This window comes from Nonomuraea sp. 3N208 (assembly GCF_052245935.1).
Lineage (GTDB): Bacteria > Actinomycetota > Actinomycetes > Streptosporangiales > Streptosporangiaceae > Nonomuraea.
In genome coordinates this window covers 20370-44335 of the sequence record NZ_JBQQBR010000048.1, presented here as the reverse complement: position 1 = coordinate 44335, position 23966 = coordinate 20370, and the positions used below count along the sequence as shown (strand labels likewise).

Annotated in this window: 22 protein-coding genes and 1 riboswitch; of the genes, 8 read left to right on the top strand and 14 right to left on the bottom strand. The window is 68.1% G+C overall.

Features of this window, described 5'->3' with window-relative positions; genetic code table 11:
- Positions 1-4 precede the first annotated feature (4 nt).
- Together ACTWPT_RS48655 and ACTWPT_RS48650 are read right to left on the bottom strand one after the other, a co-directional pair.
- Positions 5-967, bottom strand: coding sequence for a carbohydrate ABC transporter permease (locus ACTWPT_RS48655; RefSeq protein ID WP_443184361.1), 963 nt, complete (start codon positions 965-967; stop codon positions 5-7).
- Between the two features lie 61 nt (positions 968-1028).
- Complete coding sequence (locus ACTWPT_RS48650; RefSeq protein WP_443184360.1) at positions 1029-2282, bottom strand: ABC transporter substrate-binding protein; 1254 nt, start codon at positions 2280-2282, stop codon at positions 1029-1031.
- Between the two features lie 348 nt (positions 2283-2630).
- Here ACTWPT_RS48650 and ACTWPT_RS48645 point away from each other — a divergent pair, with 348 nt between their 5' ends.
- Positions 2631-3479 (top strand): DeoR/GlpR family DNA-binding transcription regulator, encoded by an 849-nt coding sequence (locus ACTWPT_RS48645; RefSeq protein ID WP_443184359.1) that lies wholly within the window; start codon positions 2631-2633, stop codon positions 3477-3479.
- 84 nt (positions 3480-3563) lie between these two features.
- On the opposite strand, the gene ACTWPT_RS48640 is transcribed toward ACTWPT_RS48645, so the two are convergent.
- The 6 genes from ACTWPT_RS48640 to ACTWPT_RS48615 are packed head-to-tail and all read right to left on the bottom strand — an operon-like array spanning position 3564 to position 9784.
- Entirely contained in the window at positions 3564-5300 is a 1737-nt protein-coding gene (locus ACTWPT_RS48640) for a DUF4434 domain-containing protein (protein WP_443184358.1), read from the bottom strand.
- Positions 5297-6175: an ROK family protein gene (locus tag ACTWPT_RS48635; RefSeq protein ID WP_443184357.1), complete on the bottom strand. Its 879-nt coding sequence runs from the start codon at positions 6173-6175 to the stop codon at positions 5297-5299. Before ACTWPT_RS48635 ends, ACTWPT_RS48640 begins: the two co-directional genes overlap by 4 nt.
- On the bottom strand, positions 6172-6825 hold the full coding sequence (locus ACTWPT_RS48630) for an N-acetylmannosamine-6-phosphate 2-epimerase (protein ID WP_443184356.1): 654 nt from the start codon (positions 6823-6825) through the stop codon (positions 6172-6174). Before ACTWPT_RS48630 ends, ACTWPT_RS48635 begins: the two co-directional genes overlap by 4 nt.
- Positions 6822-7634, bottom strand: a complete 813-nt coding sequence (locus tag ACTWPT_RS48625) for a carbohydrate ABC transporter permease (protein ID WP_443184355.1) — start codon at positions 7632-7634, stop codon at positions 6822-6824. Before ACTWPT_RS48625 ends, ACTWPT_RS48630 begins: the two co-directional genes overlap by 4 nt.
- A complete protein-coding gene (locus ACTWPT_RS48620) occupies positions 7621-8523 on the bottom strand; it encodes a carbohydrate ABC transporter permease (RefSeq protein ID WP_443184354.1) in 903 nt (300 codons plus the stop codon). The genes ACTWPT_RS48625 and ACTWPT_RS48620 overlap by 14 nt, the downstream gene beginning before the upstream one ends.
- Positions 8510-9784 (bottom strand): ABC transporter substrate-binding protein, encoded by a 1275-nt coding sequence (locus tag ACTWPT_RS48615; protein WP_443184353.1) that lies wholly within the window; start codon positions 9782-9784, stop codon positions 8510-8512. Before ACTWPT_RS48615 ends, ACTWPT_RS48620 begins: the two co-directional genes overlap by 14 nt.
- A 107-nt stretch (positions 9785-9891) precedes the next feature.
- Here ACTWPT_RS48615 and ACTWPT_RS48610 point away from each other — a divergent pair, with 107 nt between their 5' ends.
- Both ACTWPT_RS48610 and ACTWPT_RS48605 read left to right on the top strand, forming a co-directional pair.
- Positions 9892-10614, top strand: coding sequence for a GntR family transcriptional regulator (locus ACTWPT_RS48610; protein ID WP_443184352.1), 723 nt, complete (start codon positions 9892-9894; stop codon positions 10612-10614).
- A gap of 13 nt (positions 10615-10627) precedes the next feature.
- Positions 10628-12055: a DUF4127 family protein gene (locus tag ACTWPT_RS48605; protein ID WP_443184351.1), complete on the top strand. Its 1428-nt coding sequence runs from the start codon at positions 10628-10630 to the stop codon at positions 12053-12055.
- An 89-nt stretch (positions 12056-12144) separates the two neighbouring features.
- On the opposite strand, the gene ACTWPT_RS48600 is transcribed toward ACTWPT_RS48605, so the two are convergent.
- On the bottom strand, positions 12145-13356 hold the full coding sequence (locus tag ACTWPT_RS48600) for an MFS transporter (RefSeq protein WP_443184350.1): 1212 nt from the start codon (positions 13354-13356) through the stop codon (positions 12145-12147).
- Between the two features lie 332 nt (positions 13357-13688).
- Between ACTWPT_RS48600 and ACTWPT_RS48595 the strand changes: the two genes are divergently transcribed.
- The 3 genes from ACTWPT_RS48595 (at position 13689) to lexA (ending at position 16902) form a co-directional block, all read left to right on the top strand.
- Entirely contained in the window at positions 13689-14054 is a 366-nt protein-coding gene (locus ACTWPT_RS48595) for an ester cyclase (RefSeq protein WP_443184349.1), read from the top strand.
- A gap of 571 nt (positions 14055-14625) precedes the next feature.
- A riboswitch (cyclic di-AMP (ydaO/yuaA leader) is annotated at positions 14626-14768 on the top strand.
- A 13-nt stretch (positions 14769-14781) separates the two neighbouring features.
- Complete coding sequence (locus ACTWPT_RS48590; RefSeq protein WP_443184348.1) at positions 14782-15528, top strand: glycoside hydrolase family 25 protein; 747 nt, start codon at positions 14782-14784, stop codon at positions 15526-15528.
- A gap of 714 nt (positions 15529-16242) precedes the next feature.
- Complete coding sequence (gene lexA / locus ACTWPT_RS48585) at positions 16243-16902, top strand: transcriptional repressor LexA (RefSeq protein WP_443184347.1); 660 nt, start codon at positions 16243-16245, stop codon at positions 16900-16902.
- On the opposite strand, the gene ACTWPT_RS48580 is transcribed toward lexA, so the two are convergent.
- Both ACTWPT_RS48580 and ACTWPT_RS48575 read right to left on the bottom strand, forming a co-directional pair.
- Positions 16833-17090 (bottom strand): hypothetical protein, encoded by a 258-nt coding sequence (locus tag ACTWPT_RS48580; protein WP_443184346.1) that lies wholly within the window; start codon positions 17088-17090, stop codon positions 16833-16835. The two genes, lexA and ACTWPT_RS48580, sit on opposite strands and share 70 nt — an antisense overlap.
- A gap of 144 nt (positions 17091-17234) precedes the next feature.
- The gene (locus tag ACTWPT_RS48575; protein ID WP_443184345.1) at positions 17235-18476 is read right to left on the bottom strand and encodes an MFS transporter; all 1242 of its coding nucleotides are present in this window, start codon (positions 18474-18476) and stop codon (positions 17235-17237) included.
- 388 nt (positions 18477-18864) lie between these two features.
- On the opposite strand from ACTWPT_RS48575, the gene ACTWPT_RS48570 reads away from it, so the two are divergent.
- On the top strand, positions 18865-19500 hold the full coding sequence (locus tag ACTWPT_RS48570; RefSeq protein ID WP_443184344.1) for a TetR/AcrR family transcriptional regulator: 636 nt from the start codon (positions 18865-18867) through the stop codon (positions 19498-19500).
- Complete coding sequence (locus ACTWPT_RS48565; RefSeq protein WP_443184343.1) at positions 19497-20393, top strand: crotonase/enoyl-CoA hydratase family protein; 897 nt, start codon at positions 19497-19499, stop codon at positions 20391-20393. The genes ACTWPT_RS48570 and ACTWPT_RS48565 overlap by 4 nt, the downstream gene beginning before the upstream one ends.
- Positions 20394-20422: 29 nt before the next feature.
- Here ACTWPT_RS48565 and ACTWPT_RS48560 read toward each other — a convergent pair whose 3' ends face one another.
- From ACTWPT_RS48560 to ACTWPT_RS48550, 3 genes are read right to left on the bottom strand one after another with little or no spacing between them, the layout of a single operon-like run.
- Positions 20423-21976, bottom strand: a complete 1554-nt coding sequence (locus ACTWPT_RS48560) for an acyl-CoA synthetase (protein ID WP_443184342.1) — start codon at positions 21974-21976, stop codon at positions 20423-20425.
- 6 nt (positions 21977-21982) lie between these two features.
- Complete coding sequence (locus ACTWPT_RS48555; protein WP_443184341.1) at positions 21983-23104, bottom strand: DUF5938 domain-containing protein; 1122 nt, start codon at positions 23102-23104, stop codon at positions 21983-21985.
- Between the two features lie 45 nt (positions 23105-23149).
- Positions 23150-23953: an SDR family NAD(P)-dependent oxidoreductase gene (locus ACTWPT_RS48550; protein WP_443184340.1), complete on the bottom strand. Its 804-nt coding sequence runs from the start codon at positions 23951-23953 to the stop codon at positions 23150-23152.
- Between the last annotated feature and the right edge of the window lie 13 nt (positions 23954-23966).

Genomic DNA, 23966 nt, shown 5'->3' with positions numbered 1-23966 from the left:
GTGATCACCTCTCCTTTTGCAGGCGAACGTAGAAGAAGGCCAGAATCATGGTGAGCAGCAGGACTATGACGGCGGCGGCGGACGCGGTGGCGAACTCGTAACTGCTGAAGGCTTGCTTGTAGGTGTAGGTGCTGAGCATCTCGGTGACATTCAGCGGGCCACCACCGGTGGTCATCCAGATGAGGGCGAACTGCTGAGAGGTCCAGATGAGATCGAGCACGGCCATGCTGAGGAGTACCGGTTTCAGCTGCGGAATCGTCACATTGCGAAACTGGCGGAAAGTGCTTGCGCCGTCCACGGAGGCCGCCTCGTACAGAACGGGCGAGATTCCCTGCAACCCGGCGAGGATGCTGATCATGAAGAAGGGGAAGCCGGCCCAGATGTTGATGAATGTCAATGCCCAGAGCGCCATGTTCGGGTCGGAGAGCCAGCTCACTTCCTCTCGCATCACGCCGATCGTGGCCAGGATGTAGTTGACCACCCCGGACGGGTCCAGCATGAGCCGCCAGATGACCGCGATCACGGCGACCGTGAACAGCCAGGGCAGGATGTAGACAATGCGGAAGATGGCTTTCGTCACTCCGCTCAACAACGGCGTGTTGAGCATCGTCGCGAAGGCCAGCCCGAGGCCGAGGTGGGCAAGAGTGCTCACGGTGATGAAGATGAACGTGTTCTTCAGCGCTGCCAGGAAGTCGGGATCGGTAAGCACCGTGGTGTAGTTGGCGAGGCCGGCGAAGACCGGATTCTGCTCGACGATCACGTTGTCCTTGAACGAATAGCTGACCACCATCGCGATGGGGATGATCATCAGAACAAAGATCAATATCAGCGTCGGCGAGAGATAGCCGTACGGGACGACACGCTGCACGGGGAAAGGCCGCGTCCTTCTCCTTCGGTCCGCAGAGGATTCCGATGCCGATTTTGCGGCTCCCGGGGAGGCCGCGGGATCGAGTTTCGCGGTTTCCATCGATGTCTCCTTGGTTCGGGGCCGCGCCGCACGGTCGGCGCGGCCCACGAAGTACGGACGGTCAGAGCACCGGCACCCAGGCCTGTTGCGCATTGTTGAGGGCGTTGTCGACACTCTGCTTGCCAGTGAGCACGAGCTGTAGCTGCTCATCAAAGCTGCGCATCAGGTCTTCGGACTTCGGCAACCCCACGAACTCGTTGGCGGGATACCCCGCCTTGTAGATGTCGAAGGCCGTCTTGAACAGCGGGTCACTCGTGCTGAAGTCCGGCTCGGCCGTCTTGTTGCCGGGGAAGCCGTTCGCCAACGTGCTCAGCTGCGCATTCGCCTGCTTGTTCATCAAGAACTCGACCAGCTTGAACGCCTCGGCCTTGTGTTCCGAGGACTCTGCGACGCCGATACCCCAGGACGCGTACGGGATGCCGCGCTTGCCGGTGTAGCTGTCCTCGGCCGGGATCGGCACCACCGTGAAGTTCAGCTTTGGATTGTTCTTCTTGATCAGCGTGATGTGAGCCAAGGAATCGATCATCATGCCGATCTGACCCGTGGAGAACTTCTCGACCTTGTCCTGCTCTTTCATGGTGAGTGCTCCGGGCGCGATGACGCCCGCGTCGTTCAGGCTCTTGACGTACTCCACGGTGCTCTTGACGCCTTGGCCGGTCAGGTCGGGCTTCCCGTCCTTGGTGAGCATGCTGCCGCCCGATGCCCACAGCCATGACATCACGTCATTCTGGACGCCGTTGGGAACGGCGGTGTCGAGTGGCAGGGCCCAGCCCTTGACGTTGCCGCCGAGCGCGCTGATCTTCTTGGCCGCCTCCAAGAACTCCGTGCGCGTGCTCGGAGGCGTCTTGACCCCCGCCTTCGAGAGCAGATCGTTGTTGACGAACAGGGGGTAGACGAAGTTCACCACGGGGATCATGTGGGTCTTCCCCTTGACCTGTATCTGGCTCGCGAGCTGGCTTGAGTCGTACTTCGCAGCTGCCATGAGCGCGGACAGGTCAGCGATGGCACCCTGCTTGGCGAAGTCGCTCACCCATGCACCGTCGAGGCCCACAACATCAGGCAGCGTCCTCGACGCCGCTCCGGACACCAGCTGCTGCTTCGTGGACGCGTACGGACCACTCAACAGCTTGACCTTGATGGTCGGGTTCTGCGCCGTGAATTCCGACATGAGCTTGTCGAACGATCCCGCCGGTAGCTCCGGCGCCCACCACTGCGCAAACTCCAGCGTGACGGTCCCGTCCCCGCTTGATCCCGCGCTTGATTCCGAGTTGGAACCACACCCCACGGCGGTGGCGCCGATCATCGCCACCGCCATCACCCCGAGTAGTCGCCTCGTCCGGCCCTGCAACCGGGTGCTGCCTCCGGTCATCGCGACCTCCTTGCTGTGCAGGTGTTACCGCTCTTTGCTGGTTTCCGCCACATTAACAACGCATGACGCCACCTCACAAGACCTAGTAATGCAACACCCAGCTAGAAACCGCACAGTTCGGCACGCAACCGGAATGGGCGCACTGATGTGAGAGACACCCAGTGCCGGGCCCTCGGGGGAGGCGGCATCTTGCCTGGAAGAGGCAGTCTTGTGCGGTAGTCTGCAGTTCTAGGCCTGTATCACTTCTCGGTTGCGTTGATCCGTAGCGCAGCTACCGCAGAGATGGGAGGGTTAGTGACCCTTGACGAAGAGGACCGGCAGCGTCGTCTACCTGCAGGACGTAGAGCCCAACTGGCGGCATACGTCGCAGAGACCGGGGAGGTTACGGTCAGCGCACTCGCAGAGCGCTTCGGCGTCTCCATCGACACGATCCGGCGGGACTTGGACCAGCTCAGCGCCGACGGCGTCTTGGTCCGCACCTATGGCGGAGCGGTCAGTCAGTCGACCCTTTCCCGGGTCGACCGGGCCGTGGACGTGCGGCTCAAGATGGAAGAACACGAGAAGGAGAAGATTGCGGTACTTGCCGCGTCGCTGGTCAAAGATGGGTCAGTCGTCATGATCAACGGCGGTACGACCACTCTTGCCGTGGCCCGGAACCTGCGCAACCATCGGGACCTGACAGTGGTGACGAACAGTCTGCTCGTGCCCCCGGCGCTGTCGCCCTCAGCCGTCCGTGACGTGTACTTCTTCGGCGGCGCAGTCCGCACTCTCACGCTGACCACCATCGGCCCCGTCAGCTTCCAGGCGTCCGACGGAAGCGAGCTGGACATCAGCTGCGATCTGGCGTTGATCGGGGTCGGCGCCGTTTCAGCGGCCGCCGGGTACACGACGAGCAACCTCGCCGAGGCGGCGATGATGCGAGAGATGATCTCTCGGGCGGCGCGCGTGGCGATCCTGGCTGACTCGTCCAAGTTCGGTCGCCGGCTCTTCGCCCAGGTGTCCGAACTCGGGGGCGCCGACTACCTCGTCACAGACTCCACCCCGCCGCCTGATCTTTTGGACGCGCTGACGGAGAACGAGGTAGAGCTGATCACGCCGGAAACTCTCGAAGGCGCCCCCGAAGCCAATCAAGATCCCCAGTAGTTCGGGAAGATCCGGGAATGACCGGATGAGTCGCGTGTGCCCGACAACATCGCTGGCCGTTCCCTATGGCAGGAGAACGGCCAGTTAAAAGATGGTGCGCACCTCCACCTCGTCGGTGAACGACCACGCGCTGCTGGCCGGCTCGACGGTGATCCGGACGTAGCGCGCGGTGGTGTTCAGACCGAGAATGCGGTACGTGCGGGGCTGGTCGGCGTCCCCGGCCGCCGGAGCGAGGACAGAGCCGGCCGTCGTGTACGACGATCCGTCGGCCGACACCTCATAGGTCACCTTCTTGGGCAGGAAAATGTAGACGCTCTTGGTCTGCAGCCAGTTGCTCCGCAGCTCCTTGATCGGCTTCTGCGCGCCCAGGTCCACGGTGATCGAGTAAGGCGCACCGGTGTTGCGCCCCTGCCAGGCGACATCGCCGTAGGACACCGTGCCGTACGTTCCGTTGGTCAGCTCGCCGCCGCTGTCGGGGTAGGACGAGGAGGGGGCAGACGACATCGTGTACGGCCGGCCCGCCGCCAGGTTGACCGGGTTGTTCGGGGCGGCCGGGGTCGTGGCCGAGACCGAGGTGCTCGCGCCCGACTGGTTGCCGGCCGCGTCGAAGGCCTTCAGCGTGTAGGTGTAGGCCGCGGACGGGTCGAGCCCCGCGTCGGTGAAGGTGGTGGCCGTGCCGTACAACGTCTTGACCAGCGTGCCGTTCCTGGTGATCCGATATCCTGCGACGCCCACGGCGTCGGTCGCGGCGGTCCAGGAGAGCTTGACGGTCAGCGGATCGGTGGCGGTCGCTGTCACGCCCGAGGGCGTGGTGGGCGGGGTCGACTCCACGGATCCGGTAGCCGCGTAGTCGCGGTAGGTCTGGTCGTGGATCGGCGCGACCTGCAGCGGGCTCTGGTAGTGATCGTAGGAGAAGCTCCAGTACGAGCTCACGTACGGCTGTACGGCCCGCATGTCGTCGACCACGCCCTTGATCGCCATCGGCTGGAAGTCGAGGTTGAAGGTCTCGGTGTCGGCCCAGAGCTTGGTGGCCGGTCGGGCGGCGGCGATCGCGTTCTTGGTGGCGGAGAACCACGCGGCGAGCTGGCCCACGGTGGCGTGCCCCGCGCCGACGCCGTCCTGCAGTGCGATCACGTCGATGGGGCTCGTGGAAAGGATCGTGGTCCACATGCTCTGCCACTGCGCGGTGGTGAGCCCGCCGGCGGTGTTGAAGAAGGGGGAGATCACGACGGGCTTGCCGGGGCTGAGGGCGTGCAGGTGGTCGGCGACCTTCTTGTAGAAGGCGGCCATCGCGTTCTGGCTGGCCGACGTGGTGAAGTTCCAGTTGTCGACCTCGAACGACAGATACCACCCGGCGAGCGAGGCGTGGGTGCGATACTTCGCCCACAGGTCGTCGGCCAGGCTGTTGGCGACATTGGCCTCGTTGTCGAGCCAGGCGGGGTCGTTGGCGTAGGTGTTCCACCAGTCGTCGTTGACCTGGAGGCCCAGGTAGACGGACATGCCCGCGCGGTCGGCGGCGGAGAGCGCGGACCCGACCACGTCGGTCCGCGTCGACTGGCCGTAGAGCGCGGACGGGTAGACGGCCGTCCTGGCCTTGCTGTCGGCTGTCCATTGCAGGACGAGTTCACTCATGCAGGCCCGGGTGAGGTATCCGAGCTCCTGGTCCCAGGTGGCCGAGGTCCAGGTGTCGCCGAGGCCGGGCTGCAGGAACGACCCGGCGAAGCGCGGCGTGGCGGTGCACGCGGCCGCCGCACCGGCGGGTGGGGCGACGGCCAGCAGACCGGCCACGAGGGATAAGACGGTGAGGACGCGGCGCATCATGATCCGTTCTCGAGATGGGACAGGGCTTCCAGGCCCGCGCCGACCAGCCCCGCGTCCTCCCCGAGAGAGGCCGGGAGCAGCGGTGCGGCGGACGGGCCCGGCAGGGCCTCGGCGCGGTAGGCGGCCTTCATCGGCCGGAGCAGCGCCGGGCCGAGCATGGAGACCCCGCCCGCGATGACGATCGCGTCGGGGTCGATCAGGTTGGCGGCGCCGGCGAGCACCCGGCCCATGAGCGTCGCCGCGTCGGTGATCACGTGGGAGCCGAGCCGGCCGATCTCGGCCAGCGGCAGCGCCTGCCCGGTCGCCTCCAGGTAGGCACGCTCGATCGCCGGGCCGGCCGCGTGCGCCTCGATGTGATCGAGCGCTCCGCACGAGCAGCGCACGCCCGCGTCCGTCGGGGCGGGCAGGTGGCCGATGCTCCCCGCGGTCCCCGAGACTCCGGCCTGCACCCGGCCCTCGACGCACACCGCCCCGCCGATGCCCGTCCCGATGGCGACGATCAGCGCCGTGCGTGCGTCGCGGGCCGCACCGACCCGCGCCTCGGCGGCTCCGGCGGCATGGCAGTCGTTCAGCACGACCGTCGGGAGTGCGAGAGCGGACTCTGCCGCGCCCTTGACGTCGGTGCCCGCCCAGCCGGTGAGCAGATCGGTCGCCGAGGCGATGCGGCCCAGCGCATCGACGGTCCCGGCGGTGCCGATGCCGCAGATCGCGGCCCGCTTCACCAGCGGCCGGGCGAGCTCGAAGACGGCCCGGAGGATCGCCGGCGCGGCAGGGGTGGGCGTCCTGCGCCGTTCGCTGAGCGTGCCGTCCGGCGCCACGAGCCCGGCCGCGATCTTCGTGCCGCCGATGTCGACAGCCAGTGCGAGCGGCGTCATCGCGGTGCGGCGGCGGCCAGCCGCTGGGTGATGGAGATCGGGTCGGTGATCGCGCCGCCGACGACCACGGCCCACGCGCCTGCCGCGAACGCCTGCCATACCTGGTGCTCGGTGCGGTAGCGGCCCTCGGCGATCACTCGCACCCCGCGCGAGGCGAGGGCGCCGACCAGGTGCAGGTCGGGATCGTGCGGCGTGGGCAGCTGGCGCGCGGTGTAGCCGGACAGCGTGGTGCCGACGACGTCCGCGCCCGCCTGCCACGCGTCCACGCCCTCGTCGAGGGTCGAGACATCCCCCATCACGGGCATGCCCAGCGCGTGGATCTGCTCGATCAACTTCAATCCCGGCCCGGGGGTCTCGGGGGTGAGGTCCACGGCGATCATGTCCGCGCCGGCCTCGGCGAGCCCGGCCGCCAGGTCCAGCGTCGGCGTGATCACGTCCCGGTGCCCGTGCCTGACCTTGTGCAGGCCGATCACCGGCGCCTTCGTACGGCGGCGCACCGCGGCGACGTCCTCGGCCGAGTTGACCCGCAGCCCGGCCGCCCCGCCGAGCACGGCGCACTCGGCCAGGCGGGCGATCACCTCGGGATCGCGTAACGGGTGCCCGGCCGGGGCCTGGCACGAGACGATCAGCCCGCCACGCAGCTGCTTCATTTGAGCGCCCCCGTGGAGACGCCGCCGACGAAGTAGCGCTGCCCGATGATGAAGATCAGCAGGGCGGGGATCGTGAACAGGACACAGGCGGCCATCAGTGGCCCCCAGGCGACATCGTGCTCGGCGAAGAAGGCGTACAGACCGATGGACAAGGTGTACTTCTCGCTGTCGTTGAGGTAGATGAGCGGGTTCAGGAAGTCCGTCCACGTCCACACGAACTGGAAGACCGCGGACGTCACCAGCGCCGGACGGGCCAGCGGCAGCACGATCGACCAGTAGATGCGCAGTTCGTTCGCGCCGTCGAGGCGGGCGGCGGCGATCAGGTCGTTCGGCACGCTCATCAGGAACTGACGGATCATGAAGATGAGGAACGGCGTGCCGAAGAAGGCCGGGGCGATCAGCGGCCAGTAGGTGTCGCCCGCGTTCAGCCCGTTCCACAGCAGGTAGACGGGGATCATCGTGACCTGCGGAGGCAGCATCATGGTGGCGAGCACCACGGCCAGCAGCGCGCTGCGCCCCCGCCACCGCAGCTTGGACAGCGAGTACGCGACCAGCGGGCAGGCCAGCAGCGTGCCGATCACGTTGGCGGCCGAGACGAACAACGTGTTGCCCAGATAGCGCCAGATCGGGATCTGCTCGAAAGCGGCGGCGAAGTTGTCCCACGTCCACTCGGCCGGCAGCAGCCGGGGCGGCGCGTGGAAGATGTCGCCGGGCAGCTTGAACGCCGTGCTCAGCATCGCCAGGAACGGGAAGACGAACAGCAGTACGAGCCCCGCGACCAGCAGCCGCCGCCCGTTAGCGCGAACCATAGTGCACCCACCTGCGCGAGCTCAGCAGCAGCAGCGCCGTGATGATCAGTGTGACGAGGAAGAGCACCCACGCCATGGCCGAGGCGTAGCCCATCTTCAGGAACACGAACGCGTTCTGGAACAGGTACATGGAGTAACTGAGCATGGTGTCCTCGGGGCCACCGCTGCTGGTGTTGAGCCGCTCCTGGGTGAGCAGGTACGGCTGCGCGAAGATCTGCAGGAATCCGATGAAGGTGACGATGACCTGGAAGAGCGTGATCGGCGACAGCATGGGCCACGTGACGTGCCAGAACCGGCGCCACGTTCCGGCCCCGTCGATGGCCGCCGCCTCGTACAGCTCGGCGGGCACGTCCTTGAGCCCCGCCAGATATATGATCATGGTGCCGCCGACCGTCCACATCGACATCAGCACGATCGCGGGTCGCGACCAGTCAGGGCTCTCCAGCCACAGCGGGGCGGGCAGCCCCATCAGGCCGAGCCCCCAGTTGACGAAGCCGTACTGGGCGTTGAGCAGCCACCTCCATAGGTAGCCGCCGACCACGACCGGCACGATCGTCGGCAGGTACACCAGCGCGCGGAACAGCGGCTGGCCACGCACCGGCAGGTTGAGCACATGCGCCCCGGCCAGCGCGATCACGATGGTCAGCGGAACGCCGAGGCCGGTGATGTAGAGCGTGTTGCCCAGGCTCTGCCACAGCCGTTCGTCGCCCAGCATCCTGGCGTAGTTGTCCAGGCCGACGCCCTGCGGGTCCTGGAACAGGTTGAAGTCGGTGAAGCTGTACCGGAAGGAGGCCAGGATCGGGTACGCGATGAACACCGCGAATCCGATCAGGAAGGGCGAGGCGAACGCCAGCCCCTTGAGCAGCCCCCTCCCGTCAGCCCTTCGCATAACCCGAGGCCCTGCCGGCGACCTTGGCCATCGCCTCCTCCGGCGTCGCCGTGCCCCTCGCGACGGAGTCGAAGGCGCTGGCGAGGTCGGTGGCGTACTCGGCGGCGTACGGCGCGCTGGACAGCGAGCGGACCTTGGGTGACTTCATGGCCTTGAGCCAGGCGTCGAAGTTCGCGATCTTCGCGTACACGGGGTCGTCGGCCAGGCCCGTGCGGGCGGGCAGGTTGCCCAGGGCGAGGCTCAGCTCGCGTGCCGCGTTCTCTGACACCAGGTACTTCATGAACGCGGCGGCCTCCTGCCGGTGCTTGGAGTTGGCCGGGATGAACAGCGTGCTCGCGGTCAACTGGGTGGTGCCGTCGAGGTCGGGCCGGGCGGCGGGGATCGGGGTGACGCCCCACTCCAGTCCGGGCGCGTTCTTCGGGATCGACACGGCCTGCCACTCGCCGTCGATGACCATGGCGACCTTGCCGGTGTAGAACGGGTCCTGGGCCGACATGTACTGGCCCCACCCGGCCTTGAACGCGCTCACCTTGTCGGCGCCGTACTTCTTGGTGATGTTGTCCTGCCAGAACTTCAGCGCCGCCAGGTTGCCCGGATCGCCGGGGGTCGGGGCCGGGGTGGCGGGGTCGGTGCCGTCCCAGTTGCCGCCGAAGGCGTAGCCGAGTGTCGTCAGCGAGGTCGGCAGGTCGGGGTTGCCCAGCCCGAGCTGGGTGATGGCACCCTTGCCGTCGGTCTTGGTGAGCTTGGGGATGGCCGCGGCCAGCTCGTCCATGGTCGTGGGCGGCTCGACCCCGGCCGCCTCGAGCAGCTTCTTGTTGTAGACGAGCTGGAACGTGTGCACCGCGATCGGCAGCGCGTACGTCTGCCCCTTGTAGCGCATCTGGTCCATGGCGGCGGGCGCGAACGCGCTCGTATCGACTCCCTGGCCCTTGAGCACGTCGTCCAGCGGGGCCAGGATGCCCTTGGCCGCCCAGGAGCCGACCGTATTGCCGAAGTGGTCGGAGATGTCGAAGGTTCCGTTGGCGCTGGACATCGAGGCGAGCTGCTTCTGGGTGTCCGGGCTCGACACACCCTTCACCACGATCTTGTTCTGACTGGCGTTGAAGCCGGCGATGAGCTTCTCGATCGCCTCACCCTCCGGCCCGGACCAGAGGTAGGAGAACGTGATCGTCGTCTTGCCGCCGGATTCGCCGGCGTTGCCGGAGCAGGCCGCCAGTGCGGCGATGAACACTAAGGGCATGCCCATTTTGACGATCTTCATCACCAGCTCCTCGAAAAATGCCGGAATTGCTGTGATTGGTATAGGCCAGCGAAGGAGGAAAGGTCAAGATATTGGAGTACACCAATTTTGAGCTACACTCCTGAGCCATGAAGACGGAACGCCCTCCGGCCAAGTCAGAGCAACTCCGCCGGCACCTGGCGGACCTCCTGGTCGGAGAGCTGGCTCCGCACGAGCGGCTGCCCACGGAGCGGAGCCTGGCCGAGGAGTTCTCGGTCAGCAGGCTCACCGTGCGGCGCGTGCTGGACCAGCTCGAGCGGGAGGGGCGGGTCTACCGGGTCCAGGGCTCCGGCACGTTCGTGAGCGAGCCACGCATCCACAAGTCCGTCGAGCTGACCTCCTTCAGCGAGGACATGCGCTCACGCGGCCTGCGCCCCGGGTCTCTCGAGGTCAGCAGCGAGCGGATCCCGGCCGGCGCCGACATCGGCTACGCGCTGCAGATCAGCCCGTCGTCGCAGGTCCTGCACATCCGCCGGGTCCGCACCGCCGACGACGAGCCCATGTGCCTGGAGCACAGCTATCTGCCCGCCGAGCTCGTGCCCGACGATCTGGGGCCGGAGCTCCACGGCTCGCTGTACGAGGTGCTGTCGGCGCGATACGGGCTGACCCTGCACCGGGCGGAGCAGACGATCAAGGCGACCGTGCTGGATCCGGACGACGCGCGGGCCCTCGGCGCGCCACCGTTCTCCCCGGCCTTCCTCGTGCAACGCACCGGCTTCGACGCCCGCGGCCGGGCCATCGAGCGCGCCGACTCGCTCTACCGGGGAGATCGCTACTCCTACCAGCTCACCATCTATCGCGACCCCCAGTAGGAAGTCCTGCCGCATGCACATCGCCCTGCTACCCCTCGACGAGCGCCCGGTCAACACCCGCCTGCCCGCCGACGTCGCGGCCATCGCCGGCGCCCGGCTCAGACTGCCCGATGCCGGGCTGCTGCCGTCCATGCGGACTCCCGGCAAGGCCGGGCCCCTCGGCGAATGGCTGCTCGACCAGGACATGGACGCGACCGTGGTCTGTGTGGAGACGCTGGTGCACGGCGGCCTCATCCCCTCCAGGACCAGCGCCGACGACACGCTGACCGTCCTCGACCGGCTCAACGTGCTGCGCCGGCTCCGCCTGGCCAGGCCCGGCCTGCCCATCTCGGCCGTCTCGCTGGTCACCAGGGCCAGTGACAGCTACCACGGCGACGAGGAGCCGGCGTACTGGCCGCGGTTCGGCCGCGAGCTGCACGCGTACGGCGGGCTGCTCCATCGCGCGCACGTGGCTGATGTGACGGGCTCCGAGGCGCCCGCCGACGGCCTCACGGGCAAGATCCCCACGGAGGTCCGCATCGACTTCGAGCTGCGCCGCCTGCGCAACCACGTCGTCAACCTGGAGGCGCTCAGGCTCCTCGCGGAAGGCGTCGTCGACCCGCTGCTCATCACCGCCGACGACACGGCCGTGCACTCGGCGGGCTCGGTCGAGCAGGGCTGGCTCCGGCACTGGGCGCGAGCCCTCGATCCGGCGGGCACGCTGCTGATGTACCCGGGTGCCGACGAGGTCGGCGCGGTGCTGGTAGCCCGCGCGCTCGCGGCACGACACGGCCGCCCGATCCGGATCAGCGTGATCAGCGGCGATCCGAACGGCCTGGACGTCGTCGCCGCCTTCGAGAACCTGCCCACCGGCGCGGGTGCCCGCAGGCAGATCCTCGCCGCCGGTGCTCAGGTGGCCGAGGACGACCAGGACGCAGACGTCGCCCTGGTCCTCCACACCCCCGACCCCGGCCGTACCGACTGGTTCGGCAACCCGCCCAGCCCGGACCCCGCCGCGGTCGCTGCGACGGTCCGGGCGATCCGCGAATCCAGCGCCCCGGTCGCCCTGGCCGACGTCCGCCACACCAACGGCGGCGATCCTGGCCTGGTCGAGACGCTGCGGGCGGAGGGCCTCGTGGATGACCTGGTGGCCTACGGCGGCTGGAACACGGCGGGCAACACGATCGGCTCCGTGGTGGCGGCCGCCGTGGCGACCGTCGTCGGCACCAGGGAGAACACCCTCGACCGGACAGCCGCCCGGCGCCTCCTCCTGCACCGCCTCACTGAGGACTACGGCTACCAGGCGCTCGTCCGCGCCACCGGCCCGGACGCCACCGCGGCCCGCGAAAGGCTCGAGCCGATCCTGCACGGTTTCGACCCGGACTGGACGATCGACGACGTCACGTTTCCTTGGAACCGCTCCTTCGAGATCGACTTCACGCTGGCACGGATCACTCAATGAGAGCGAACGTTCATGCATATGCCGGAAGGAGACGACGGCAGCTATCGCCCCAGCAGGAGCACGCTTGTGGTAGTTGTCCGCCGCGTGGTTCAGGGAGTGTCGTCAGCGTGTACGGCTGCTGCCGTAGCGGAACGGCGGCGTGTGTCGACCGCAGGTGCCAGGAAGGCGACGGAGGCGACGAAGGCGAGCACCACCAGCATGGCTGAGCGCAGGCCCCAGTGCTCGCCGAGGAAGCCGAGGCCGGGTGGGCCCACGAGGAAGGCGACATAGCCGATCACGGCCACCAGGCTCACGCGGGCGGTCTGTTCCGGTCCCGACTCTCCCGCGGCCGACAGCGCGACGGGGAAGCCCAGTGATGCGCCGAGTCCCCAGAACAGGACGGCCGCTCCGGCCAGCACGGCGTTGTCCGAAAAGATCACCAGGAGCAGGCCGAGCGCTCCCGAGACGGCGCTGGCCCGCACGACGGTGGTCCGGCCGAAGCGGTCGAGAAAGAACGTGCCGCTGAAGCGGCCAATGGTCATGGCGGCGGCGAACCCGGTGAAGACCAGGGATCCGGAGGTGGCGTCCAGGCCGTGCCCGTCCACCATGAGCAGCGGCAGCCAATCGTTGGCAGCTCCCTCGGCCAGGGCCATCGCCAGCACGATCACACCGATCAGGAGGAGTTTGCGGTCCTTCCAGACTCTCGGCCTCGCATGGTCGGCGCCGGTGCCGGCTTGGTCTGCTGCGAGGACTCCGGTGCCTGCGGGGATGGAGCGGATGGCGTAGCAGAAGGTCGCGGCCGCGATCAGGGTGACCGCTGCCAGATGCCAGTGCACCGGGAGGCGGGCGGCCGTGGCGGCGATGCCCGCGCAGGCGCCGATGACGGTGCCCAGGCTCCAGCAACCGTGCAGGGTGGGCAGCGTCGTCGTGTCACTGATCCGTTCGACGTCGGCGCCGTCGACGTTGACGGCGACGTCAGCTGCTCCCATGCCCGCGCCGAACACACAGAGGCCCGCCATGACCAGCGGCGCGGACGAGAGGAGAGTGCCGGCGCTGATGACGGCCATGCTCACGATGACCAGTGCGGTTCCCACGCCGATGACGGGTCTGGTCCCGTAACGGGAGACGAGACGTCCGGAGCACAGAATTCCGATCATGGAGCCGAGCGACAGGCCGAACAGCACCCAGCCCATCTGGCCGGTGGACGCCTCCAGCCGGTCACGGATGTCCGGGGTGCGGGTCACCCATGACGACATCGCGACTCCTGGGAGGAAGAAGAACAGGAACAGCGCCTGCCGGCGCCGGCGCGTGGCGAGGTCCATGTAGATAGGTCTCCGTGGGAGTTCGGATGTCCGGGGAGTTCTGGGCATCGATGCCCACCGAGCGTACGTATAGGTGATGAAGGTGATCGTATGAGGACAAAGCCATCACCCGGCACTCCGACCCCATCACGGTCCGCGAGACAGGTGTTCCTTGTCGAAGTCTTTTAGGGTCAGACTCCGAAGGCGCGGCGGATGACGGCGTCGAAGGCACGGTCCGAGAGCAGCCAGCGCATGAAGATCGTGGAGGCCCATGGTCGTCCGTGAACGCGCTTCCTCCTGAGCCCTGTCGTGCTCACACGCCCACGTAGAGTTCGGCGGCCGCGGCCGAGGACGTGAGCGCCCTGGTAAAGCGAATGCAGGAGTGCTTCAACAGCCGGCAATTCGACCAGGCCGCAGACCTGCACACCCCCGGCTTCTTCAGCCATCCGCTCGGCACCACAGGGTTCGAGGCGGGCAAAGACGCCTGGCGCACACTCGTTACCCGGTTTCCTGGCATACGCGTCGTCGCCCAGGACATCCTGGTTGACGGCGACAAGGCCGCCGTCCGCTCGACCGTCGAGGGGATCGCGGCCCCAGACGGCGACGCCCAGCCCATGCTGTTCGAGATCTTTCGCATCGACAATGGCCGGTTCGCGGAGATGTGGGGGGCCAGCACGGGATTCCCATCCTCGGCTAGCCCTGAGGATTTGCTCAACTAGCCCCGAAAATGTGCGTCGTGGGGTGGGCGACCGGTTCGGCAACCACAGAAAAGCGCTCCTCGCCTGGGACGATAAGGGGTGCCGATGTCCTTTTCGGCCCAGGTCGAGGAGCGCTTAACGACGTTCCACGCCCTCCATGCCTCCGCACGTCCCTGCTCGCACCCGATGGTCACCTGGCGGGATGATCAACACTGTCGTGGTGCTCAAACCCATCGACATTCTTCCGAATTCAAGATCGCTAAATGGTAGATGGCGTTCACAAGCTGGCCTCCGAGAAGTCCTCGACCTTCCTCGTGCCGTCTCCCGGGGCGATCGCAGATCGTATGCTTCAACCTGCCTTAAACGTTCTATCAAGCGCAGGTCAAGCCATCCGGACCGGTCTCTGAACATGAGCCTGCTCACCGAGACGGCGAATTCCTAGCCGAGCGGGGCTCCTGAGCCGTCACCAGGAGAGGAACTCGCCGACCACCGGTTTGTCCACTTGTAAACCTTTTGGTTGATACATTATGTTATGCGCCATACGTCCGGTTTATCCGGTTGTTGCATTGACCATCGCATGACATCACAGTCCTGTCTGTGACCGCTGAATCCGCCTTCGGGCGGAACCGGGGACCCAGTCGTTCGAACTTGGGGTGAATTGGCGCCGAGGTGCCATAGGGCAGCTTCCATGCCCGAACCCGTCAGCTAACCCGGTAAGCGGTATGGAAGCAAGGAGAACTCCCTACCGATGGCCGACCATCGTCTTACCCCTGCCCCGAAGACCAGCGTCACCCGAATGGCCAACCGCATGGCCACCCCCGGCATCTTGCTGAAGTCCGCGGTCACCGGGTTGCTGGCCGTGACCACCGCCGTGGCGGGTGCGAGCGTCGCCAGTCCCGCGCACGCCGACAGCGACACGCTCGTCTACGGCCAGGACGTCTCCAACTACCAGCCGACGCACGATTGGGCCGCCAGCGGCGCCAAGTACGGCATCGTCAAGGCGACCGAGGGCGCCGATTTCAGAGACCGTGCCTTCGCCCGTCACTGGGCCGAGATGGCCAAGCAGAACATGGTGCGCGGCGCTTACCATTACGGTCACCCGGCCAACGACCCCGTCGCCGAGGCCGACTTCTTCCTATCCGTGGTCAACAAGCAGCCGGCCAGGAGCGGTGACCTCCTCGTCCTGGACCTGGAGACCACCGACGGCAAGTCCGTAGCCCAGGTCAACGCCTGGGCCAAGAAGTGGCTGGAGCGAGTGAGGGCCAAGACCGGCATCACCCCGCTGTTCTACTCCGGCTGGAACTTCGCCAGCAGATATGGTCAAGGCCTCGGCCAGTACCCGCTGTGGGTCGCCCACTACAGCAAGGCAAGAGGCACGGTCCTGCCGCCCGCACCGTGGAAGACGTGGACCATCCACCAGTACACCGACAGCCCAGTGGACCAGAACGTCACCTCCGTGAGCCTGGACCGACTTCGCGCCCTGGGCCGCAAGTAACCGGGTCCGTGGTCGCGCGGCACGCTCCAGGCAGCGAACGCTCAAGGCCCGACAGCACCTCAGCCCCGAGGCGGCCCTGCCCCTCCTGCCGCCCGGTGGCTTCGCCGTTGCCCTGCAGTCCTTCGTCGTCTGGGCGAACTCGGCCACGTTGCGCCAGGAGATCATGGCGGCCGGCGATTTCCCGCTGCCCGATGGCCTGTCGGCGTTCCTGCTGCTGAACCAGCTCATCTATCGAGGCGCCGGTCGCCCCACCGACAGGACTGGGCTGGGGCGGGCCACCGACCGAACGGCTGGCCGCCGGCCGCCGTCGCCGCCGGATCGACGCCGTCCCCGGACCGCTGCGGCCCGCGGCGGAGGCGTTCAACACCTTCCTGCTGCGCTCCCGCGAGCGCGCCCGCCGGGCCGGAACGCTGCCCCGCGCCGACATCACAGCCCAGCGCACCAGCAACCCCGCACGTGATGGTCACCAAGGGCACCAAGGCCGGCCGATCCCCGGCCTCCACCGCCTTCGTCAGCCACGTCCTGGACGCCTGCGGCGTCCCGCCCCGGATGCTTCGCTCCACCCGCCTGGTCGAACCTGGTCAACACCATGGACCCCAAACTCGTCGCGGCGACCTTCGGGATGGACCCCGAGGGCGTCATGATCTATCTCGCCGACCATCGTCGCGCTCGGGACGCTCGCGGCGGAGGACGACATCCCTCTAGCATTCGCAGGTGACCGCCTACGACGATCCCGACGCGTTCGAGTATCTGGACTTCTCGGCCCTGCCGCAGCGGCAGCAGCGGATCCTGGCCGCGATCCGCGACTGGGTGGTCAGGTACGGCTACCCTCCGAGCACACGCGAGATCGGCCGAGCAGTCGGCCTGCGGTCGTCCTCGTCGGTGTCGAAGCACCTGAGGAGCCTGGAGGAGAAGGGGTTCCTTCGCCGGGGCACGACGATGACCCGGCCGATCGACGTGCGTCTGTTCCTGCGGGCCTCGGCGCCCGAACCGGCCGGCGACCTGGTGACCGTGCCCGTGGTCGGAGACATCGCCGCGGGCGCTCCCATCCCGGCCGACGAGCATGCGGACGGTACGCTGACGCTGCCACGCGACCTCACCGGGCGTGGCAACGTGTTCGGCCTCCGTGTACGGGGCGATTCGATGATCGACGCCGCGATCTGCGACGGCGACATCGTCGTGGTGCGGCAGCAGCCCGAGGCGTACTCGGGCCAGATCGTCGCCGCGATGATCGACGGCGAGGCCACCGTCAAGGTGTACCGCCGACGTAACGGGCACGTCTTTCTCGAACCGCGCAATCCCGTCTACGACGTCATGGATGGCGACCACGCTGTGGTGCTGGGCATCGTGGTCTCGGTCCTGCGCAGCGTCTGACCACCCTGCGGGGAGTCGGCGTCGGCGCCCAGCTGCCGGCACACCGGCTCCACCCAGTCGGCCCGCAACCGCCCGACGCCGCCGAAGGCCGGTGGAAAGGCCGCGGTGAACAGCACGTGCGTGCCGTCGAGGCCGTCCGGCCTGGGGTCGCGGTCGGAGCGCTGCAGCTGGCCCGGCCGTACCCACAAGTAGTCACGAAGTCGACGGTGTGGTGCCCGCTGCCTCAGGTGATCAGGGCGATGGTGTGGAAGTCGGCCCGGTGGACGCGCTGCAGGCTGCCGTCGGACACCCGGTGGTGCAGCTCCGCCGGCGACAACACCTCCAGGCCGGCATCAGGCCTGTTGCTCCTCGCGGTCGGCCGCCACCGGTGCGTGCCTCCCCACGGTCTCGGTCATCCGGGACAGGGGGATCAGGCCGAGCAGGCAGATCGCGGCGAGCACGATGTAGTGCACGGTGAACCCGGACTGGTCGATGATCCAGCCCGACACCGCCGCAGCGAGCACCCCGGACACCCCCAGAGCGATCCCGATCATGATGCCCATCGCCGTGCCGGCCGCCTTCGGCACCGAGTCGATGAGCAACGCGTACGTGACGGGGAACGGCGCGTTGCGGAACAACCCCCACGCGAGCAGGATGATCCACGCGGTCGCCGCGCTGGTGATGAAGATCATGGCCAGCAGGGTCAGGGCCCACCCGATCACCAGGAAGCGGATGGCGAACTTGCGGCCGGCGTGATCCGACCACGTACCCCAGACCACCTGCCCGAGCCACCCCGTCAGCCCCGAGACGCCCGAGAGGAACGCAGCCTCGGCGAACCCCATGCCGTGCTGGGTGAGCTGCACGGCCAGGAACGTCACCGCACCCGCCTCGGCCCACAGGAACAGGAAGATCAACACAACGGACCACCGCACGTTGGCGTTGCTCAGCGCCTGCTTGACCGGGGCGAGCATGCTGCCCGGCAGCCGGGTGGACAGCTCGGGCATCGGGCGGGTGAGTCCGCGGCGGTCGATCCAGTCGTAGACCTTCGCCTGGTTGCGTCTGGTGCCGATGAGCGCCTGCGCCACGATGATGGGGATCCCCAGGAGCGGGATGAGCAGGAAGGCCTCACGCCAGCCGGCGAACCCGAGGACGGCGGCGATGAGGGCACCAGTGAGGAACTGGCCGAGCGGAAATCCGGTGTGGTGCACGCCGACGGCGAAGCCGCGGTGCTCCTTGGGCCACCATTCGCTCACCAGCGCCACATTGACCGGCTCGGAGCCGCCCCGGCTGATCCCCATCGGGATCCGCAGCAGCAGGAACGCCACGAAGCTGCCGGCCAATCCGAACGTCAGGGCGCCGCCCAGGATGGCAAGCAGCATCGCGACGTTCCACGTCCACGTCCGCCGGTACCCGGTGCCGATCCGGTCCGAGACCCAGCCGAACAGCAGGGCGCCGACGATCAGGCCGCCGAAGAACACCGAGTTGACCAGTCCCGCCTGCGTGGAGTTCAGCCCGAACTCCTGCTGGATGGCGGGCAGGACAGCGGGCAGGATGCCGCCGTCCACGGCGGTCATCAGGATCGCGCCAGTGGTCACCGCGAGCGTTGCCCACGACAGCGGATGCCCGCGCGGTATCCATGATCTCGACGTCGGCACCGGCGTTTCAGACAAAACGACCTCGCTGTGTGTCGGACCGGACTCGCCGCGCCGACATGCGTTCGCACGACAACCCTGCGCCGGCGGGGGTTCATCCGGTGCTCGCGGTTGGATTTTCGGTGCCGCCATTGTTTATGGCGATTTGTCCAAGGTCAACAGGGGCACGAACCGATACCGCCGCGACGGCCGCTCAGCGAGGCTTGCCCTTTTGCTGGTACGGCTGCCATCACTGCTACCGGCCACACGCGTCTGAGCCCCTTTCGCAGTCAATGGTGACTGTGAAATGCTCCCCCTACAGTCAGAGCTGACGGTGAATGGATGAGGTGACATGGTCAGCCGGGAGGAGCAGCGCCGGGAGACGCGTGCCCGGATTCTCCGCGCGGCAGTGGAATCGCTGATCGAGAAGGGGGTCGCGGCGACGACGACCCTGGAGGTGCAGCGGCGGGCCGGCGTCAGCCGAGGCGCGCTGCTGCACCACTTCCCCACGCACGAGGACCTGCTCGGAGCGGCGGTCGGACTGCTTGTGGAGCGCAACGAGGAAGCGGTCCGCAAGGAGCTGGCCGTCACGGCAGCGGACAACGAACGGCTGTCGCGCTCGCTGCGCGTGCTGGGGTCGCTGCTGCGCAGCCCCTCCTACGGGGCGGAGCTGGAGCTCTGGGCGGTGGCGCGTACCAATCCGCGGCTGCGGGAGGTGCTGCGGCGCGCCGAGGGGGCGGCCAGGCGTGACCTGTACCGCGTGCTCGGCGATGTGCTGGGCCCTGAGGCGATGGCTGCGCCGGGTTATCCGCTGGTGGCCGAGCTGACGGTGCAGCTGCTGCGTGGCATGGCGATCTCCGAGGTGCTCCACCGCGAGGACGCCGACCGGGAGCAGTTGCTGGAGCGGTGGGGCCAGATCGTGGGCCCTCTGCTGACCACCGCTCCGCCCGCACCGTCCGCTCCCACCGGTGAGGAGGAATCCCGATGACCGACGCCGACGTCGAGGCTGTCGTGCTGTACGAGGTGACGGACCGTAAGGCGTACCTGACCCTGAACCGGCCCGATCGGCTCAACGCGATCGACTCCCGCATGCCCGGCGACCTCGCGGCCGCTGTCCGGCGCGCCAACGAGGATCCAGGGGTGCACGTGATCGTGCTGCAGGGGGCGGGGCGGGCCTTCTGCTCGGGGTACGACCTGAAGATCTACGCTGAGGGTGGCAAGGGCGCGCAAGGCTCCACCGACGGCGACACGGTGTGGGACCCGATCCGGGACTACACGATGATGAAGCAGTTCACCGACGACTTCTTCTCGCTGTGGCGGTCGCTGAAGCCGACCATCGCCAAGGTGCACGGTCACGCGGTCGCCGGGGGCAGCGACATCGCCCTGTCGTGCGATCTGGTGGTGATGGCGGAGGACGCCCGGATCGGCTACATGCCCGCGCGGGTGTGGGGCTGTCCGACGACGGCGATGTGGGTGTACCGGCTGGGCGCCGAGCGCGCCAAGCGGATGCTGCTGACCGGCGACACGATCGACGGCCGCACCGCCGCCGAGTGGGGGCTGGTGCTGGACGCGGCACCGGCCGAAGAGCTGGACGCGCGGGTGGAGCAGCTGGCGGACCGGATCGCGGGCGTGCCGGTCAACCAGCTCGCCATGCAGAAGCTGATGATCAACCAGGCGTACGACAACATGGGCCTGCATGGCACGCAGATCCTGGCCACGCTGTTCGACGGCATCACCCGGCACTCGCCCGAGGGCCGCTGGTTCCAGGGGTTCGCCGCCACCCACGGCTTCCACGAAGCCGTCAAATGGCGCGACTCGGGCCGCTGGATCCCTGACGGTGGCGGCCCGATTCCCACCGCGGCCGACCTCGCTGAGGGCTGACAGCACCCACCCCTTCTACTTCATGCGAGTCAGCTTTCCGAGGCAGGGGCATCGCCGGCGGGGGAGAGCATGCGGGACTTGATCTCGTTCTTGAGGATCTTGCCGACCTTCGAACGGGGCAGGTCGGGCCAGATCTCGATCTGCTTGGGCGCCTTGACGCCACCGATCCGGGCTCTGGCGAAGGCGCGGACCTCGTCCGCCAGGACCGTGGCTCCGGGGTGGGGTTGCACGATCGCGGTGACCCGCTCGCCCCACTTGTCGTCGGGCAGGCCGATGACGGCGCAGTCGTGTACGGCGGGATGGGCCATGAGGGCCTGCTCGACCTCGGCGGAGTAGACGTTGAAGCCACCGGTGATGATCATGTCTTTGGCGCGGTCGACGATGAAGAGGTAACCGGAGAAGTCCAGGTAGCCGATGTCTCCCGTGTGGTGCCAGCCGTGACGCGACACCTCGCGGGTGGCCAGGGGGTTCTTGTAATAGCCGGCCATGACCAGGGAGCCGCGTACGACGATCTCGCCACGTTCGCCCGGCGGCAGCAGCCGCCCCTCCTCGTCCATGATCCCGACGGTGACGAGGGGGGCCGGCCGGCCGGCGGAGGAGAAGCGTTCGCGGGCAGGGGCGCCGTCGGCATGGAAGTGCTCCCCGGGCGCCATGGTGGAGATCATCATGGGTGCCTCGGTCTGGCCGAAGAGCTGCGCCATCACGGGGCCGATCCGGTCCAGCGCCTCCTCCAGGCGGGCGGCGGACATGGGCGCCGCGCCGTACCAGAAGCAGCGCAGCGACGACAAGTCGGCGGAGGGCAGGTCCGGGTGGGCGAGGAGCATGTAGATGATCGTCGGCGGCAGGAAGGTGTGGGTGACGTGGTGCCGCCCGATCAGCTCCAGGAACTCGCCGAGGTCTGGGGCGGGCATGATGACGATCTCGCCGCCCAGCGTCATGATCGGGAAACAGAGCACGCCGGCCGCGTGGGTGAGCGGGGCGAGGGCGAGATACACCGGCCGCTCGCCGAACGGGTAGCTCATCAGCGTGAGCGCCGACATGGTCTCCAGGTTGCGGTCGGTCAGCATCACGCCCTTGGGGCGGCCCGTGGTGCCGCCGGTACCGACGATCATGGCGAGGTCGCCGGAGGCCGGTGACGGTTCGGCGACCGGTCTCGCCAGCCAGTCCTCGAGCGACACGGCCGTGGAGGTCGGCCCGTCGAGGCACACCACGGTCTTCAGCTGCGGCAGCTCCGGCAGGATCCGTTCCACGAGCGGCGCGAACGCCTCCTGGAAGACGAGGCAGACGCAGTCGAACAGGTCGAGCAGGTCGCGGTTCTCCGCCGCCTCGTTGCGCGGGTTGGTCGGGCACCACACCGCGCCCGCCCGCGCGATGCCGAACACGCAGGAGAACGCGACGGGATCGTTCGCCGACAGGATGGCCACCTTGTCGCCGGGGCGCACCCCGGAGCCGGCCAGCGCCCGCGCGACCCGCCAGGACAGGTCCTGGACCTCGCCGTACGTCAGGGTGCGGCCGTCCATGGTCAGGCAGGGCGCGTCCGTGCCGAGGGACGCGCCCTTGTCGAGATAGTCGGTGAGACGCATGGGCGCTCAGCCGTGGACGGTGAGGATCGGCTCGCGCACCAGGCCGAAGCTCTTGAGCGCGCCGAGCAACTGCCGGTGGCCGAACGCCTGGCAGGCCGAGGCCAGGCCGGTGCGGTGCGGTGCCTGCTGGAGCAGCGAGTACGCGGCGTACGCCTGCAGCAGGCCGGTCTGCTTGTAGTTGCAGTTGCCGTAGATCACACAGTGGGCGCGGCCCAGCGGCCCGGACGCGTGGACGGAGTCCACCGAGGCGTTGACCCGCGGGTTCTCCCGGGGCGGCATGCCCGCCTGCACCGAAGCGGCGATCTCGGCCAGCGCGGCCTCCCGCTGCTCGACCGGGAGGGGCTTGATCTGGTCCTCGACCAGCTTCACGGTTTCGACGACGCCCTGCATGACGGCCCGGTCGAACACGCCGCCGGCGACCTTGCAGGTCGCCACGCGCGGGTCGTCCTTGAACCACACCGGGTGGCTGGTGCCGCCCCAGGGCAGGGCCAGGGCGGTCTCGTGTTGCCCGGGCACGGCGACCTCGAAGGTCGTCTTCGGGTCCCACTTGCGGAACTCGTTCTGCTCCAGATAGAACCAGTCGGCCTTGAGGATGGTGAAGATCGTCTGCGTGGAGGCGTACGTCGGGAAGCCCCTCCACAACACGAGGATGTCCAGCGTGTCGAGGCCGGGAGTCTCCAGGCAGAGGTTGGCCGCGATCTCGCCGGTCGTGTACATCTGGGCGACGCCGGGCGACAGGAGCAGGCAGCGCTCGGCGTAGGCCGCACCCCAGCGGGCCTGCGCATCGAGGACCCAGTCCTGCTCGCCGGTGGTGTCGAGATAGTGGCAGCCGGCCGCGAGGCTCGCCTCGACGACCTCTGGCCCGTACTTGATGAACGGGCCCACCATGTTGCTGACCACCTTCGCGCCCCGGAACAGCTCCGTCAGCGCCGACACCTCATGGTCGACCTCGACGATCTCATGGTCCACGGTGTCGATGCCGGGGACCCGGTCGAGCACCTCCTTGACGCGCGCCTTGTCGCGCCCGGCGGCGACGAAGGGGACGTTCAGTTCGCGCAGGTATTCACAGACGAGCCGGCCGGTGTAGCCGGAGGCGCCGTAGACGACGACGGGCTTGCTGGTGCTCATGGCGAAGCCTTTCGGGGTGATGGGGCCTTTCGGGTGCGGAGGGGGTCACATTCCCATGCCGCCGTCGACGGGCAGGCCGGCGCCGGTGATGAAGCGGGCGGCGTCGGAGGCGAGGAACACCACGGCGTCGGCCATGTCGGAGACCTCGCCGAGCCGGCCGAGCGGGGTCAGGCCGATGACGTCGCCGACGGCGGCCTCCGCGCTCGGCCACAAGCCGAGAGTGGCCATGTCGTCGGCGAGCTTGGCGCCCATCTCGGTGGGGACCAGCCCCGGGTAGACGCAGTTGACGCGGACGCCGTAGCCGAGCTTGCCCGACTCCAGCGCCGCCACCCGGGTCAGCCGGTCCACCGCCGACTTGGTGGCGGCGTAGCCCGCGATGCCGGGGAACGGGATCGTCGCGGCCACGGAGGCGATGTTGACCACCGTGCCGCCGGCGCCCGCCGGGCCGCCGGGCCGCATCGCCCGGAAGGCGTGCTTGAGGCCGAGCGCGACCCCGACCACGTTGACCTCGAGCATGCGCCGGAGGTCGGCCGGGTCGAGGTCGGCGACCAGGCCGGAGATCTCGATGCCGGCATTGTTGACGAGAATGTCGAGGCCGCCGAGCTCCCCGATCGTGGCCGAGACGGCCGACTCCCAGCTGGCCTCGTCCGTCACGTCCAGGGGGACGAACGCGCCCTTGGCGCCGGACCGCTGGAGCGCATCCGCGGTGGCCTTGCCGGTGTCCTCCCGGATGTCGCCGACGACGACGGCCGCGCCGGCGCGGGCCAGAGCTTCGGCCATCCCGGCGCCCAGGCCACGCGCCCCACCCGTCACCAGCGCCTTACGGCCGCTCAGGTCGTACACACTCATGGGTCTCCTCCTC

What these genes read in the sequence shown, in the direction of transcription:
- ACTWPT_RS48615 (WP_443184353.1), bottom strand. Translation starts at nt 9,784, where the DNA reads ATGAAGATCGTCAAAATGGGCATGCCCTTAGTGTTCATCGCCGCACTG.
- ACTWPT_RS48550 (WP_443184340.1), bottom strand. Translation starts at nt 23,953, where the DNA reads ATGAGTGTGTACGACCTGAGCGGCCGTAAGGCGCTGGTGACGGGTGGG.
- ACTWPT_RS48630 (WP_443184356.1), bottom strand. Translation starts at nt 6,825, where the DNA reads ATGAAGCAGCTGCGTGGCGGGCTGATCGTCTCGTGCCAGGCCCCGGCC.
- ACTWPT_RS48650 (WP_443184360.1), bottom strand. Translation starts at nt 2,282, where the DNA reads ATGGCGGTGGCGATGATCGGCGCCACCGCCGTGGGGTGTGGTTCCAAC.
- ACTWPT_RS48600 (WP_443184350.1), bottom strand. Translation starts at nt 13,356, where the DNA reads ATGGACCTCGCCACGCGCCGGCGCCGGCAGGCGCTGTTCCTGTTCTTC.
- ACTWPT_RS48570 (WP_443184344.1), top strand. Translation starts at nt 18,865, where the DNA reads ATGGTCAGCCGGGAGGAGCAGCGCCGGGAGACGCGTGCCCGGATTCTC.
- ACTWPT_RS48640 (WP_443184358.1), bottom strand. Translation starts at nt 5,300, where the DNA reads ATGATGCGCCGCGTCCTCACCGTCTTATCCCTCGTGGCCGGTCTGCTG.
- ACTWPT_RS48565 (WP_443184343.1), top strand. Translation starts at nt 19,497, where the DNA reads ATGACCGACGCCGACGTCGAGGCTGTCGTGCTGTACGAGGTGACGGAC.
- ACTWPT_RS48620 (WP_443184354.1), bottom strand. Translation starts at nt 8,523, where the DNA reads ATGCGAAGGGCTGACGGGAGGGGGCTGCTCAAGGGGCTGGCGTTCGCC.
- ACTWPT_RS48560 (WP_443184342.1), bottom strand. Translation starts at nt 21,976, where the DNA reads ATGCGTCTCACCGACTATCTCGACAAGGGCGCGTCCCTCGGCACGGAC.
- ACTWPT_RS48590 (WP_443184348.1), top strand. Translation starts at nt 14,782, where the DNA reads ATGGCCGACCATCGTCTTACCCCTGCCCCGAAGACCAGCGTCACCCGA.
- ACTWPT_RS48625 (WP_443184355.1), bottom strand. Translation starts at nt 7,634, where the DNA reads ATGGTTCGCGCTAACGGGCGGCGGCTGCTGGTCGCGGGGCTCGTACTG.
- ACTWPT_RS48605 (WP_443184351.1), top strand. Translation starts at nt 10,628, where the DNA reads ATGCACATCGCCCTGCTACCCCTCGACGAGCGCCCGGTCAACACCCGC.
- ACTWPT_RS48635 (WP_443184357.1), bottom strand. Translation starts at nt 6,175, where the DNA reads ATGACGCCGCTCGCACTGGCTGTCGACATCGGCGGCACGAAGATCGCG.
- ACTWPT_RS48655 (WP_443184361.1), bottom strand. Translation starts at nt 967, where the DNA reads ATGGAAACCGCGAAACTCGATCCCGCGGCCTCCCCGGGAGCCGCAAAA.
- ACTWPT_RS48555 (WP_443184341.1), bottom strand. Translation starts at nt 23,104, where the DNA reads ATGAGCACCAGCAAGCCCGTCGTCGTCTACGGCGCCTCCGGCTACACC.
- ACTWPT_RS48610 (WP_443184352.1), top strand. Translation starts at nt 9,892, where the DNA reads ATGAAGACGGAACGCCCTCCGGCCAAGTCAGAGCAACTCCGCCGGCAC.